The organism is Dactylosporangium sp. CS-047395, from assembly GCF_050942185.1.
Taxonomy (GTDB): Bacteria; Actinomycetota; Actinomycetes; order Mycobacteriales; family Micromonosporaceae; genus Dactylosporangium.
In genome coordinates this window covers 449846-464055 of the sequence record NZ_CP192015.1, presented here as the reverse complement: position 1 = coordinate 464055, position 14210 = coordinate 449846, and the positions used below count along the sequence as shown (strand labels likewise).

The 14210-nt window shown below is 70.1% G+C and carries 13 protein-coding genes and 1 pseudogene; 9 read left to right on the top strand and 5 right to left on the bottom strand.

Annotation, left to right across the window (positions count from 1 at the left end; genetic code table 11):
• Nucleotides 1-82: 82 nt before the first annotated feature.
• A complete protein-coding gene (locus tag ACQP00_RS02160) occupies nt 83-2482 on the top strand; it encodes a Tex family protein (protein WP_433213535.1) in 2400 nt (799 codons plus the stop codon).
• On the opposite strand, the gene ACQP00_RS02155 is transcribed toward ACQP00_RS02160, so the two are convergent.
• Together ACQP00_RS02155 and ACQP00_RS02150 are read right to left on the bottom strand one after the other, a co-directional pair.
• Entirely contained in the window at nt 2454-3035 is a 582-nt protein-coding gene (locus ACQP00_RS02155) for a class I SAM-dependent methyltransferase (protein WP_433213532.1), read from the bottom strand. The genes ACQP00_RS02160 and ACQP00_RS02155 overlap by 29 nt on opposite strands.
• 1 nt (nt 3036) lies before the next feature.
• Nucleotides 3037-3381 carry a winged helix-turn-helix transcriptional regulator gene (locus tag ACQP00_RS02150; RefSeq protein ID WP_433213529.1) on the bottom strand — a complete coding sequence of 115 codons (345 nt, stop codon included), beginning with the start codon at nt 3379-3381 and terminating at the stop codon, nt 3037-3039.
• A gap of 71 nt (nt 3382-3452) precedes the next feature.
• Here ACQP00_RS02150 and ACQP00_RS02145 point away from each other — a divergent pair, with 71 nt between their 5' ends.
• Together ACQP00_RS02145 and ACQP00_RS02140 are read left to right on the top strand one after the other, a co-directional pair.
• A complete protein-coding gene (locus ACQP00_RS02145) occupies nt 3453-4427 on the top strand; it encodes a zinc-binding alcohol dehydrogenase family protein (RefSeq protein WP_433213526.1) in 975 nt (324 codons plus the stop codon).
• A gap of 652 nt (nt 4428-5079) precedes the next feature.
• Complete coding sequence (locus tag ACQP00_RS02140) at nt 5080-5940, top strand: DUF2207 family protein (RefSeq protein ID WP_433213523.1); 861 nt, start codon at nt 5080-5082, stop codon at nt 5938-5940.
• Nucleotides 5941-6130: 190 nt separating this feature from the next.
• Here the strand turns inward: ACQP00_RS02140 and rho are convergent.
• Nucleotides 6131-7297 (bottom strand): annotated as a pseudogene (gene rho, locus ACQP00_RS02135) (transcription termination factor Rho); the annotation flags it as partial.
• 378 nt (nt 7298-7675) lie between these two features.
• Here rho and ACQP00_RS02130 point away from each other — a divergent pair.
• The 4 genes from ACQP00_RS02130 (at nt 7676) to ACQP00_RS02115 (ending at nt 9127) form a co-directional block, all read left to right on the top strand.
• Nucleotides 7676-7939, top strand: coding sequence for a hypothetical protein (locus ACQP00_RS02130; protein WP_433213521.1), 264 nt, complete (start codon nt 7676-7678; stop codon nt 7937-7939).
• Nucleotides 7940-8028: 89 nt separating this feature from the next.
• Entirely contained in the window at nt 8029-8397 is a 369-nt protein-coding gene (locus tag ACQP00_RS02125; RefSeq protein WP_433213518.1) for an ATP-binding protein, read from the top strand.
• Nucleotides 8394-8717 carry an STAS domain-containing protein gene (locus tag ACQP00_RS02120; protein WP_433213515.1) on the top strand — a complete coding sequence of 108 codons (324 nt, stop codon included), beginning with the start codon at nt 8394-8396 and terminating at the stop codon, nt 8715-8717. The genes ACQP00_RS02125 and ACQP00_RS02120 overlap by 4 nt, the downstream gene beginning before the upstream one ends.
• 131 nt (nt 8718-8848) lie before the next feature.
• Nucleotides 8849-9127 carry a hypothetical protein gene (locus ACQP00_RS02115; protein WP_433213512.1) on the top strand — a complete coding sequence of 93 codons (279 nt, stop codon included), beginning with the start codon at nt 8849-8851 and terminating at the stop codon, nt 9125-9127.
• Between the two features lie 135 nt (nt 9128-9262).
• On the opposite strand, the gene ACQP00_RS02110 is transcribed toward ACQP00_RS02115, so the two are convergent.
• A complete protein-coding gene (locus ACQP00_RS02110) occupies nt 9263-9466 on the bottom strand; it encodes a cold-shock protein (protein ID WP_190251213.1) in 204 nt (67 codons plus the stop codon).
• 501 nt (nt 9467-9967) lie between these two features.
• On the opposite strand from ACQP00_RS02110, the gene ACQP00_RS02105 reads away from it, so the two are divergent.
• Nucleotides 9968-10822, top strand: a complete 855-nt coding sequence (locus tag ACQP00_RS02105) for a SigB/SigF/SigG family RNA polymerase sigma factor (protein WP_433213509.1) — start codon at nt 9968-9970, stop codon at nt 10820-10822.
• Nucleotides 10823-10896: 74 nt separating this feature from the next.
• Here ACQP00_RS02105 and ACQP00_RS02100 read toward each other — a convergent pair whose 3' ends face one another.
• Complete coding sequence (locus tag ACQP00_RS02100; protein WP_433213506.1) at nt 10897-12090, bottom strand: LCP family protein; 1194 nt, start codon at nt 12088-12090, stop codon at nt 10897-10899.
• 117 nt (nt 12091-12207) lie between these two features.
• On the opposite strand from ACQP00_RS02100, the gene ACQP00_RS02095 reads away from it, so the two are divergent.
• On the top strand, nt 12208-14166 hold the full coding sequence (locus tag ACQP00_RS02095) for a hypothetical protein (RefSeq protein ID WP_433213503.1): 1959 nt from the start codon (nt 12208-12210) through the stop codon (nt 14164-14166).
• Nucleotides 14167-14210: the final 44 nt, after the last annotated feature.

Here is a 14210-nt window from a genome sequence, read left to right as displayed (position 1 = left end):
ATCTCGCGACGGGTGCCCCATCTCGGCGCTTGCCATGTAGCTGCTGGGTGCACGCGGTGCCGGTGGGGCACAATGCCATCTCGTGACGGTCTCGATTCACCAGCGCATCGCAGAAGAGCTCGGCGTCAGGGAGCGGCAGGTTACGGCGGCGGTCGACCTGCTGGACGGCGGGGCCACGGTGCCCTTCATCGCCCGGTACCGCAAAGAGGCGACCGAGATGCTCGACGACGCCCAGCTGCGCACGCTGGAGGAGCGGCTGCGGTACCTGCGGGAGATGGAGGAGCGGCGCGCCGCCATCCTCGAGTCGATCCGCACCCAGGGCAAGCTCGACGAGGCCCTCGAGGCGCAGATCATGGCGGCCGACTCCAAGGCCCGGCTGGAGGACATCTACCTGCCCTTCAAGCCCAAGCGGCGGACCAAGGCGATGATCGCCCGCGAGGCCGGGCTGGAGCCGCTGGCCGACGGGCTGCTCGCCGATCCCACGGTCGACCCGCAGGCGGCTGCGGCCGTGTTCGTCGACGCCGAGAAGGGCGTGGCCGACACCGCCGCCGCGCTGGACGGCGCCCGGGCCATCCTCGTCGAGCGCTTCTCCGAGGACGCGGACCTGATCGGTGACCTGCGCGAGAAGATGTGGGGCCAGGGCCGGTTCGTCTCCAAGGTCCGCGAGGGCAAGGAGACCGACGGGGCCAAGTTCGCGGACTACTTCGACTTCAGCGAGCCGTACACGAAGCTGCCCTCGCACCGCATCCTCGCCATGTTCCGCGGCGAGAAGGAGGAGATGCTCGACCTGGTGATGGAGCCCTCGGCGGACCCGGAGGCGCCGTCGCTCTACGAGCCGACCATCGCCTCGAAGTTCGGCATCCGCGACGAGGGCCGCCCCGGCGACAAGTGGTTGAGCGACACTGTGCGCTGGGCGTGGCGTACCAGAATCCTCGTGCATCTGGGCATCGACCTGCGGATGCGGCTCTGGCAGGCGGCCGAGGAGGAGGCCGTGCGGGTCTTCGCGGCCAACCTGCGCGACCTGCTGCTGGCCGCCCCGGCCGGCACCCGGGCCACGCTGGGCCTCGACCCCGGCTTCCGCACCGGCGTGAAGGTCGCCGTGGTCGACGCCACCGGTAAGGTGGTCGACCACGCCACGATCTACCCGCACGTGCCGCAGAACAAGTGGAACGAGTCGATCGCGATCCTGGCCGCGCTGTGCCAGAAGCACAAGGTCGAGCTGATCGCGATCGGCAACGGCACCGCGTCCCGCGAGACCGACAAGCTGGCGGCCGACCTGGTCAAGCAGTTCCCGCAGCTCTCGGTGGTCAAGGTGATGGTGTCGGAGGCGGGCGCCTCGGTGTACTCCGCCTCTGCCTACGCCTCCCAGGAGCTGCCCGAGCTCGACGTGTCGATCCGCGGCGCGGTCTCGATCGCCCGGCGGCTGCAGGACCCGCTGGCCGAGCTGGTCAAGATCGATCCGAAGTCGATCGGGGTCGGGCAGTACCAGCACGACCTGTCCGAGGCGAAGCTCAGCCGCTCGCTCGACGCGGTCGTCGAGGACTGCGTCAACGGCGTCGGCGTCGACGTCAACACCGCGTCGGCCCCGCTGCTGACCCGGGTCTCCGGCATCGGCTCGACGCTGGCCGCCGCGATCGTCGCCCACCGCGACCAGAACGGCCCGTTCCGCAACCGCCGCGCGCTGAAGGACGTCGCCCGCCTCGGCCCGAAGGCGTTCGAGCAGTGCGCCGGCTTCCTGCGCATTCCCGACGGCGACGACCCGCTCGACTCGTCCTCCGTGCACCCGGAGTCCTACCCGGTGGTCCGGCGCATCCTGAGCGCCACGGGCGGCGATTTGAAAAGCTTGATCGGCAACGGTACCGCCCTGAGCCGCCTCAAGCCCGCGGACTACGTCGACGACACCTTCGGCCTGCCGACCGTCACCGACATCCTCAAGGAGCTCGAGAAGCCGGGCCGCGACCCGCGCCCGGCCTTCAAGACGGCCGAGTTCGCCGACGGCGTCGAGAAGATCTCCGACCTGACGCCGGGCATGCTGCTGGAGGGCGTGGTCACCAACGTGGCCGCGTTCGGGGCGTTCGTGGACGTGGGCGTGCACCAGGACGGGCTGGTCCACGTGTCGGCCCTGTCGCGCACGTTCGTGAAGGACCCGCGCGAGGTGGTCAAGCCGGGCGACATCGTGCGGGTGAAGGTGCTGGACGTGGACATCCCGCGCAAGCGGATCTCGCTGACCCTGCGCCTGGAGGACGAGACTGTCAAGCCGTCAGGCCCCCGGGATCAGCGTCAGCCGCGCGAGCAGCGCGAGCCGCGCGAGCAGCGGCAGCGGACCGATCGCCCGCGCTCCGGTGGTGGCGGCGGCGGTGGTCGGGACCGTCAGCAGAGCGCGCCGTTCACCGGAGGCGGCGCGCTGGCCGATGCACTGCGCCGGGCCGGGCTCGACAAGGGCCTCGACGGACTCAACAAGGACCAGAAGCGCCGGAAGTAAGCCGCCAGACCTTCGTGCGCATGACGTCCCGGTCCTCCAGCAGTTGGCGGACCGGGACGTCATAGGCGGCTTCTTCGATGAACAACCGCTCCGGCAGGAACCCGCGGCCCGGATCGCCGACCAGGGCCACCGGCGCCGTGTCGCGCAGCAGCTGCAGGACCGGCCCGACCACGGCCGGCGAGTAGAACACGTCCCCGGCCAGTACCACGTCGGCCACTTCCGGTTGCCGCGCCGTCTCCAGCTCCACTTTGTTGGCCGCCGCATTGCGAACGCACGCCGCCAGCGCGGCGGGATCGGTGTCCACCGCGACGACCCGGCGCGCGCCCGCCATGGCGGCGGCGATGGCCACGATCCCGGAACCGGCGCCGATATCGACCACGGACTTTCCCAGTACGCACGACGGCGAATCGAGCACGAATCGGGCCAGCGCGAGTCCGCCGGGCCAGACAAAGGACCAGAACGGCGGCGGGGTGTCGCTGCGATATCCGCCCGTGGCGTCGAACAGGCCGACGTTCTTGGGGGCGAGGTCGAGGGCTATCTCCGGTACGAGCATGTCAGGCCACGCGATTCGCCGGAAAGCGCCCGATATTGGCTTCCACCCATGTCCGCAGTTGCGCGAGCGGCCCATTCGCGTCGCGCCCCAAAGCGGTCAGCGCGTATTCGACCCGCGGCGGCACTTCGGCGAACACCTCGCGGGTGACGAGCCCGTGCTCCTCGAGCCGGCGCAGGGTCGCGGTGAGCACCTTGGGGCTGACCCCCTGCAACCGCGCCCGCAGCGCCCCGAACCGCTGCGGCCCACCCTCCAGCGCACCCAGCGCGAGCGCACTCCACTTGTTCGCGAGCAGGTCGAGCATGTCCCGGCACGGACAGCAGGCGGCGTAAACGTCGTCGTCGCGCATTGCCCGATAGTACCCAAGGGGAAGTAATGTCCCTTGCCGGTAACCACCGTTTCCGACCTAGCGTCGGGGGCATGGCACAGAACATGCGAGCTGTCGGCTATCGGACCGCGGGCGCCCCGGGCGTCCTGGAGGACCTCGAACTGCCGGCCCCGGAGCCGGGCCCGCGCGACCTGCTGGTGCGGGTCGAGGCGGTCTCGGTCAACCCGGCCGACGTGAAGCTGCGCGCGAGCGCGAATCCCGGCCCCCAGCCCCGGATCCTCGGCTTCGACGCGGCCGGCACGGTCGAGGCGGTAGGACCCGAGGTCACCCTGTTCGCGCCGGGCGACGAGGTCTACTACGCCGGCTCCATCGACCGCCCCGGCAGCAACCAGCAGCTGCACCTGGTCGACGAGCGGATCGCCGGCCGCAAACCCTCCACCCTGGGCTTCCCGGAGGCGGCCGCGCTCCCGCTGACCACGATCACCGCCTGGGAGACCCTGTTCGACCGCTTCCGCCTGGGCCCCGACAGCACCGGAACGCTCCTCGTCCTGGGCGCCGCCGGCGGGGTGGGCTCAATGGTCATCCAGCTGGCCCGAGCCCTGACCAAACTCCACGTCGTCGGTACCGCCTCCCGCCCCGACTCCCGCACCTGGGCCCTGAACCTCGGCGCCCACGAGGTGGTAGGCCACGACGACCTCCCCAGCGACGTGGACTTCATCTTCTCCCCGTTCACCGCCGGCCAGATCGAGCGCTACGCCGAGATCCTGCGCCCGGGCGGCGAGATCACGGCGATCGACGAGCCGGCGGGCCTGGACCTGCTGCCGCTGAAGTCCAAGAGCATCACCTTCCACTGGGAGCTGATGTTCACCCGCCCGCTCTTCCAGACCCCGGACATGGTGGTCCAGCACGAACTCCTGAACCGCGCCGCCGCCCTGGTCGACGCCGGCACCATCCGCCACACCATGGCCACGAACCTGGGCCCGATCGACGCCGCCACCCTGCGCAAGGCCCACGCAATGGTGGAAGACGGCCACATGACCGGCAAGATCGTCCTGAGCGGCTTCTAGGTCACCGTCGCCTTCCCGGCCTCTCCACCGGCGCGACGGCTCCCGCCCGTCGCGCCATGCCTAATGCACACCGCCACCGCCACGCCCGGTGCACGCCACGCCGGGTGCACGCCACGGCCGCGCTGCCACCCCGCGCCGCCGCCGCGCGACGCCCGGGTGCACACCGCTGCCGCGCCGCCACGCCTGGTGCACGCCACCGCCGCCGCCCTCCATGGGGGTGCGGTGGCGCGTGCTGTTGCGGCGCGCCGCCGCCGGGCCGGCGTCGGCGGTCTGCGCGACGTGGCCCATGCACGCGGCGGGCCTGGGCAACGTGGCTGCGATTCACGGCAGCAGGCCCGCGACCTGGCCCGATTTACGCGCGGGCCCGATCCACGGCGGCGGGCCTGCGACCTGGCCCGATTCACGCGGCGGGCCCACGCGCGTCGCTCGATTCACGCGGCGGGCCCACGCGCGTCGCTCGATTCACGCGGTGGGCCCGCGCGGCGTGGCTCGATTCGCGCGGCGAGGCTGGGCAAGCCGCGCGAGACAGTGGAAGACGGACACATGGTCGGCAAGGTCGCGCTGGGCGGCTTCTAGGCTTGGGGGAAATCCCGGCCGCGGGGTCTAAGGTTGTTGCGCCCCGTTGCCGAACTGCCCCCGCCCGGAGGTTCTCGTGGACTGGCCACCGTTCCTGCAGCTCAGCGTGCCCGTCACGCTGGTCGTGTGGGCGCTGCTCGCGGCCGGCGCGCTCTGGCGTTCGCGTCCGCGGCTGCCGGAGCCGGGAGAGACGCTGAGCACTCCTCCGGGTGAGGAGCCGCCGGCGGTGGTGAGCCTGATGGTCAACCGGTGGCGGGCCGACGAGGACGCGATCGACAGCACGCTGCTCGACCTGGCCGCGCGGGGCTTCCTGGAGCTGCGCCAGCCGGGCGAGGACCCGGCCGAGACCACGGTGCGGTTGCGCAAGGGGGATGGGCGGAGTCTCACGCCGTACGAGCAGCAGGTCCTGGATCGTGTCAACCAGCTCTCGGTGAACGGCGAGGCCTCGTTGACCAGCCTCGCCTTCCGCAGCTGGACCGAGGCCCGGCGGTGGCGTGGCGCCTTCTACCGCGCCGTGATCGAGGAGGCCCGCACGCGCGGCCTGTCGCAGCGCCGCCTGTCGCGCCCGACGCGCCGGACCTTGCTCGGCGCGGCGGTCGTCCCGTCGGGCTTCATGTTCGCCACCTGGATGTGGGCGTCCTTCAAGCTGCACGCGAACCTGGCTGACCAGATCACCGGCTCGCTGATGGCCGCCGGCGCGGTCTTCCTGATCCTGTACTTCGTCGTCGAGCTGCGCTGGAGCGACCAGCTCACCCCGGAGGGCACGCGATCGGCCGGGGAGTGGCTCTCCTACCGCGCCCACCTGGTGGCCATGGAGGGCGTCAAGGACCTGGCCCCCGCGGACGTGGCGTCCTGGGGCCGGGAGATGGCGTTCGCCTCGGCCCTCGGCGTGCTGCCTACCGAGGAGGCTCTTATGCGCTCCAAGGTCGCCCTGTAGCCCACTGTATGGGTGCCCTGGCGGCGGGGTTGGACCGTTCGATGTCCTGAAGAGCAGTGGGGGAGCTTCGCTCCACCCACACCCCCTCAAGACCGCACCGGGTCCTACGTCGCGCCTCAAGGCTTGGACGCGCAGCAGGAGGGTGCGGAGCTCGGCGTGGACCGCACCGGGTCGGGTCCTGCCTTGGGCCTTAGGCTTGGCCGCGCAGTAGGAGGGTGAGGAACTCCGCGTTCGACTGGGTCTTGGCCAGGCGGTCGAGCAGTTGTTCGGTCGCCGGTTGACCGTTCGCGCCCAGGGCCTTGCGCAGGCGCTGGACGGCCTGCAGTTCGTCCGGGTGCAGGATGACGTCGTCGCGGCGGGTGCTCGAGGCGTCGATGTCGATCGCGGGGAAGACCCGGCGGTCGGCCAGCCGGCGGTCGAGCTTGAGCTCGGCGTTGCCGGTGCCCTTGAACTCCTCGAAGATGACGGTGTCGCCGTTGGAGCCGGTTTCGACCAGCGCCGAGGCGATGATGGTCAGCGAGCCGCCGTTCTCGATGTTGCGGGCCGCGCCCAGCAGGCGCTTCGGCGGGTACAGCGCGTTCGCGTCGATGCCGCCGGTCAGGATGCGGCCGGAGGCGGGCGCCGAATTGTTGTACGCGCGACCGAGCCGGGTAATCGAGTCGAGCAGGAACACGACGTCGTGGCCCAGTTCGACGAGGCGCTTCGCCCGCTCGATGGCGAGCTCGGCGATGCCGGTGTGCTCGTTCGCGGGGCGGTCGAAGGTCGAGGCGATGACCTCACCCTGCACGGAGCGCTGCATCTCGGTGACCTCTTCGGGCCGCTCGTCGACCAGCAGCACCATGAGGTGGCACTCGGGGTTGTTCTTGGCCACCGCGTTGGCGATCGCCTGCAGCACCATCGTCTTGCCGGCCTTGGGCGGGGAGACGATGAGCGCGCGCTGGCCCTTGCCGATGGGCATGACCAGGTCGATCAGGCGGGTGGTGAGCTGGCGCGGGCCGGTCTCCAGCCGCAGGCGCTCCTGCGGGAAGAGGGCGGTCAGCTTGCTGAACTCGGGACGGTTGCGGGCCCACTCGGGGTCGTTGCCGTGCACGGTGTCCAGACGGGTCAGGGTGCCGCCGTTGGCGCTGCCGGTCAGGGCGTCGCCCTGGCGGAGGCCGTACTTGCGAACCATGGCCGCGGGGATGGCGACGTCGTCCGGACCGGGCAGGTAGCTGTCGACCCGGAGGATCATCTTGTCGCGGTGGACGTCGGCGATGCCGGCGACGTCGCGGGCCTCGCCCGGGGTGGGCGGCTGCGGCTGGTTGGCCGGGCGGCTGTGGTCGCGGTTGCGCTGCGAGGAGCGGGTCCGGCGACGGCCCTGAGCTGCGGGGTTCTGTTTCTGGGCGGTACGTTCCAACACTTCAGTTGGGGCCATATGCGTCCTCCTAGGACTGTTCGGCCGCGAGGAAAAATGATCTTCGGATACGCGTGTAACCGAGGAACGGGCTGCGCTGCGTGTGCGGTGGCCGCCTGGCTTCCTGCGCGAGAGCGTGACACGCGGTGGCGAAGGGCGTCCCCGGGCGGCAGATTGCCGACTTCCGCGGGACTGGCTCGACCGTAACCCGAACAGGATCGGTCGGCAAGCCCCGCGCTGGCGTGGCGCGCTACCGTCCGGCACCCGAACGGGTCCCTGAGCAGCACCGCACCGGCGGTTTTCTGGATGGTGTCAGGGAGCACATCAACCGGGGGGTTGACAATGAACACGACGTTCGACACGGTCCGGGCCGAGGCCCTGTTCGCTTCCGCGCTGCAGGCGTCCGAGGAGCCCACGCCGCTGCAGGTGCGCACCGCGGTCACCACGACGCTGCGCCGGTACGGCGTGAACGGCTGCACCGCCCGCGTCGCCGGCGAGTTCGGCGAGTACCCCGAGTCCGCCGCCCGCCGCATGTCCTGGGCGCTGACGATGGTCAGCGAGGCGTACGAGGAGCTCGCGACCCGCGAGTTCGCGTTCGCCGGCTGACGGAGGCACGCGGCCTGAGCAGCGCACCTTGATCCAATTGGGACCGGACCGACGTTTCCTTGTTGAACCGACGCGGTATCAGTTGAGATGTGGACCTTCGCCTCACCGTCGACCTGCCGCGCGACGTCGATCGCATGAACACGCTCCGGCACGTGCTGGACGGGGCGTTGAGCGGGCTCGGCGTGGCTGAACAGGCCCGAACAGACATCGGGCTCATCGTCAACGAAACGTGGGCGAACGTGATCGCTCATGTGCGGGTCGGTGTGGCTTTCCAGGTCCGCGCGACGGTCGACGAACTGCAGTGTGTGATTGAAGTCACCCACCCCGGCGAGACCGCCGCTGAGAGTCTCAACGCTCTGATCGCCTCCGGGCATTCCCTCAAGGTCGTGCGCAGCCTCGCCGACGACGTCTCGGTGGACTCCGACGGCCTGCTCGTGAAGGTGACCAAGCTGCTATGACCCAGTTCACGGCCCAGGCGACCCCCGCTCCGGACGGCACCGTGACGGTGACCGCCTCCGGCGAGCTCGACATGACCAGCGCCCCCGAGCTGATCAACGTGCTTCGCGACGCGATCCACCGCCATGGGCCCTCCCGGGTCGATCTCGATCTGACCGGCGTGACCTTCATGGACTCGACCGGCCTGCAGGTGCTCGTCGCGGCGAACACCGACGTCGGCGGCGGCCTGCGCATCACCGGTACGAGTCCGGCGGTGCACCGGCTGCTCCAGCTCACGGGCGTGCTGGAGGAATTCGGGCTGTCCGCCGAGCGTTCTAGTTAGAGGAAGCTGTCCTGGTCGCACTTCCGCGAAATGCCAGGACAGAACCATTTCGCAACCGAACGGTTCCCGACCCGGCACCCGAACAGGAGTTGGCTGGTCCACAGCAGGGGAAGTTCGGCAGGAGGTTTGTCATGGAGTCCACGTTCGAAGCGGTCCGCGCCGAAGCCCTCTTCGCCTCCACGCTGCAGATGCACCAGCGCCCGGAGGATGCGGACGTTCGCTCAGCGGTGACGAGCACGCTCCGGCGCATCGGCGTGCAGGGCTGCGTGGCCCGCGTGGCGCTCGAGTTCGGGGACCACCCCGAGTGCGCCACCAACCGGATGGACTGGGCGCTGCGGATGATCCGCCACGCGTATGCCGAGTCCTGCACTCCCGAGGTCTTCGCCCGGCCCAAGGCGGCAATGGCTTAGGAGCCGGACCCGCCCGGAAAGCCGGCGAAAACCTGAAACTTGCACATACTGCAAAGCCCCCGCCGAGTACTCGGACGGGGGCTTGCTACTCCTTCGGCCGTGAAGCGGGTCTCGGCCTACGACTTGGGGTGTTGATCAGACCGCGCGGATGTTGTCGGCCTGCGGCCCCTTCTGGCCCTGCGTGATCTCAAACTCGACCTTCTGACCCTCGGTCAGCTCGCGGTAGCCGGTGGCCTGGATCGCCGAGTAGTGCGCGAACACATCGGGACCACCGTTGTCCTGCGAGATGAAGCCGTAGCCCTTCTCCGAGTTGAACCACTTCACCGTGCCTGATGCCACGTGTAACTCCTTAGCGACGTCGCCCCGATCCGCACCTCACGGATCAATGTTGAAACAGGCATACGCCACGGTGGAGACGGTAGCCTGCGCGCTGCAAAAACGCAGCCCCGGTATCGCCATGCGGACCCGATCGACGACCAAACTGAAATGCACACCCCGAGCTTGTGGATACTCAGCGTATTGCCCTACCGAACAGTCAGTGATATAGCGACCAACTTCGACGCGGGACTCTCGCCAATAGCGCGAAGATCTAGTACAGTCGGCTCAGCTCACCTCAGCCGAACGGACAGTTCGGTCAAGGAGTGCCGTCCAGCAGCGGCGGCGTAACTCCGGCGAGCAACGCAGGTCTTGCACCGGCGCTCAAGAAACGGGTGCCGAGTAGCGATTCCCGACCGGCGTGGCGGCGCATGCCTTCCTTACCTTCCCGGGCGCAGCACGAGTCTGCGCACAAGGCGGCCGACCACACAGCACCCGGTCAAGCACCAGAAGGGCCACAAACCCATGACCACCATCTCCGTCGACCGTGCCATCGACCGCGCCCTCGCCGAGGCCGCCCCGAACACCCAGAGCACCAGCGAGAGCACCAGCACCCGGGCCACCGACGCCCAGGCTCGCGCGCTGCTGTCCCTGATGGCCGACCTGCCGGCGGGCGCCGACCGCGACCGTGTCCGCTCCCGCCTGATCGAGCTGTACATCCCGCTGGCCGAGTACCTCGCCCGCCGCTTCCGCAACCGCGGCGAGCAGTTCGACGACCTCGTGCAGGTCGCGAACCTCGGGCTGATCAAGTCCGTCGACGGCTACGACCCGTCCCGCGGCGCGGCGTTCACCAGCTACGCCATCCCGATGATCGTCGGCGAGCTCAAGCGGCACTTCCGCGACAAGGGCTGGGACGTGCGCGTCCCGCGCCGGCTGCAGGAGCTGCGCCTGGAGATCTCCAAGGTCTCCGGCGACCTCGCCCAGGACCTGGGCCGCTCCCCCACCGTCGCCGACCTGGCCAACCGGCTCGGGGTCAGCGAGGAAGAGATCATCGAGGGTCTCGACTGCGGGCAGGCGTACCGTGCGCTCTCCCTCGACGCCCCCGCGGGCGAGGGTGGCGACGCGGGCGCGGCCGGGCTGGGCGACCTGCTCGGCTCCGAGGACCCGGACATGCAGAACGTGGAGAACCGTGAGGCGCTGCGGCCGCTGCTGGCCAAGCTGCCCGACCGGGAGCAGAAGATCATCGCGATGCGCTTCCACGGCAACCTGACCCAGTCGCAGATCGCCGCCGAGCTCGGCATCTCCCAGATGCACGTGTCCCGGCTGCTGGCCGCCGCCCTGCGCACCCTTCGCACCGAGCTCAGCGCGGTCGCCGAGTAGCCAGACACCCTGCGTATGGGGGATGAAGCGGGCGTCCGTCGGGGGGAAATCGACGGGCGCCCGCTGTAACGCGCTCAGGAGGATCCGACGATCCCCTGGTGGGCCTGAACGAACTCCGGCACCGTCCGGCTGCGCACCGCGGCCATGAGCTCCAGCGTGGTCTCGTCCAGCGCCTCGGCCCCGGGGTTCTCGGCCGACTGGTGGAACCCGCCGTTGTTCGTCTTGAGCGTCAGCAGCCGGTCGCCGTCGATCCCGCGCATCGCGAAGATCCAGTCGTCCAGCCCGAACGGCCCGGTGTCGATCGTCATCGCCCGGCCGACGACCTCGATGACCTTGTTGAGCGTCGAGGGGCTGCCGATGACTTCCTTGCTCGCGATCTTCTTCAGCAGCGCCTTGATGAACTGCTGCTGGTGCCGCTGGCGGTCGTAGTCGCTGTTGGGCAGCGTCTCGCGCTGGCGCACGAAGTCCAGCGCCTGCCAGGCGTCGAGGTGCTGATACCCGACCTCGTACACGACCGGCGTCACGCCCTTGATCGGGATGAGCTGGGTGCCGCCGCCCGGCGCGTCGCGCTGCTCGAACGGCGTCTTGGTGTTGCCCTGCGCGTCGTGGCCGATGTGCACCGAGGTGGTCTTCTGGTCCACGTACATGTCGACGCCGCCCAGGACCTTCACGACCTCCTGGAAGCCGACGAAGTCGACGATCGCCGCCGCGTCGAAGGTGATGCCCCAGTTCTGCTTGATCGTCCCGGCCAGCAGCGTGGTGCCGTGCTTGCGCTGCTCCTTGCCGGTCAGCCCGTAGCCGCCCTCGGCGAAGGCGCCGTTGATCTTGTCCTTGCCGCCCCGGTAGACCTTCGTGCCGTTGTCGTACTTCGGGATCGACACCCACGTGTCGCGCGGGATCGAGATCAGGAACGCCATGTCGTGCGACGCCGGAATGTGCAGGATCAGGATCGAGTCCGACCGGATGGCGTCGTTCGGGTTCTGGTTCGGCCGCGGGTCGATGCCGATGAGCAGGATGTTCTTCGCGCCGCTGATCGACGCGTGGCGGCCCTCGTTCTCCTGCGGGAGGAGGTCCTCCTTGTGCACGCTGCGGGTGGCGAAGCCGAACACCGCGTCCTTCACGACGAAGACGCCGCCCGCCACGATCATCATCAGCGCGCCGACCGCCACCAGGGCCCGCGCCCAGGCCGGATCCCGCCGGCCGCGTTTCTTTTTTTTCTTTTTCGGCTGCACCGTCTGCTGGGTCTTGCCCTGTGCCAAGGCCCCCACTCCCGCCCGTCCATCACCTTCTGTCACTGCGATGACGCCCGACCCGAAGGTACAGGGGCGACGCGATATCGTCACCTCCCAGCGAACGATGTAGGCCGATTACGGAGAGTGCATGTCGTGACGGCACGACCCCGCCTGACAACCCTCGCACTCGGGCTGGTCCTCGCCTGGGCCGTGCCGCTGCTCACCCATCCCCTGCGTCTCGACGCGCTCCTGCCGCTGCTGGTCCTGGCCGGCACGATGGCGATCCAGCGCGGCGCCAGGGGCCTGATCGACCGGTTCGTGCTCGCCTGCGCGCAGCTGTTCGGGGCCGCCTGCGTGTTCGGGCTCGGCCTCACCCTCTGGCCCGGCCACCTGCACCCGACGCTGGTCGCCGGGGTGGCCCTGACCGTCCTGGTGCTCATCGCGGCGGGCACGGGCCGCCTGGAGCGCCCGGGACGGGCCCGGCTGGACGGCCTGCTCGCGCTCGCGGCCGGGGCCGTCGCGGTGGTCACGCTCATCCCGTACGCCGCCCGCGACCTCGGCGGCCGCCTGGGCCTGCCGCTCGCCGGTGAGGACATCGCCCGGCACTACCTGATCTACGACGTGATCGGGCGCTCCGGCGGCTACCTGTTCATGCGCCCCGAGGCGCTGCGCCCGTTCGTGCCGGATGACGAGTTCACCGGCATCGCGAACTATCCGCAGGGGCTGCATTTCGCGTACGCCGTGCTGTACAAATTCGTCGCCTCGACCACCGGGCGCACCTCGGCCGGGGCGAGCGCCGACGTCATGGTGTGGCTGCTCGTGGGCACGTTCCTGCTGCTGGCGCTGGCCGTCCTGTGGGCCGTGCGGCGGCTGGCCGGTCCGGGCGCCTCGAACGCGAAGCTGCTGCCCGTGCTGCTGCTCGCGGCCGCCTGGCTGGTGCTCGGCGACCCGGTCACGGTGCTGTCCCGCGGCTACCCGAACGAGCTGGCCGGCCTCGCCTGCGCGGCGGTGCTCACCGCGATCATCGTGCGGCCGCTGACCAGTCTCGGTGAACAGACCGTGACGGTGGCCCTGTTGCTGGTCGGCATCTCGTTCAGTTACCCACTGTTCCTGCCGTTCGGCGGGCTGGCCGCGCTGTGGTGGATCCGGCGCGCACGGCTGTGGCGCTTCTGGTGGGGCTGGCTGGCCGCGGCACTGGTCGCGCTGATCAGCGCGATCGGCCCGCTGACCGCGATGACCGCCTCCAGCGGCACGCAATTGCTGCTCAACGGTACGGCCCGAGTGGTGGATCGCCCGGCCACGCTGTTGCTCGTGGGACTGGCGGTGCTCGCGGTGCTGGTCCGCCGCGGCCTGCGCGCACCCAGCCACCGGGCCGCCCTGTTCGCCGTCGCCGTGGCGTTCGCGCTGACCGGCGGGCTCGGCCTGTACCAGATCGCCACCATCGGCCGCCCCGTGTACTACTTCGACAAGCTGATGCACCTGCTGATCGTGGTCTGCCTGTGCGCGCTCGGCGGCCTGGTGCGGTTCCTGCCCGGCCTCTCGGTCGCGGCCCGGGTGGCGGTCGCCCTGCCGGTCGTCGCCGCGCTGGCGATCGCCGGCGGCGAGTGGCACACCACACCCGTCGCGCCCGGCGTGAAGCTCGCCCTCGGCAAGGACCGCGGCTCCCCCGAGGCGGCCCGCGACGCCCTGCTCATGGCCCGGATGTTCCCCGACGGGGGCGGTGCGGTGAACGTCGACCTGATGGGCAGCCCGTGGCGGAACTGGTCGGGCACGCTCGGGGCGGCCGCCCTGCAGCATCAGTACCGCCACTTCCCCGCCTGGTCCGGCCTGCTCTACCCCGGATCGGCCGGCAAGGCGAGCACCATGGACGACCTGGACCGCCTCGTGCGGGAGAGCCCGGTGCCGGTGCGCTTCTTCGTGCACGACCCCGAGGCGAGCCTGCTCGTTGTCGATGGAGAGCGCCCCTATCGGCCGAACGTCAAGCCTGGTCAGCCGCTCCCGGTGGCCTTCGGCGACCCGGCCGCGCCGACCAACATCGCGGCCGTCCGTGCGCTGGAAGCGAAATATCCGACGAAAGTGCAGGTCGTGTACGCTACGCCAGCGAACCCATAGGACTCAGTGTGGTGGCGCAGCACCGCAACCGAGACGGATTGGTC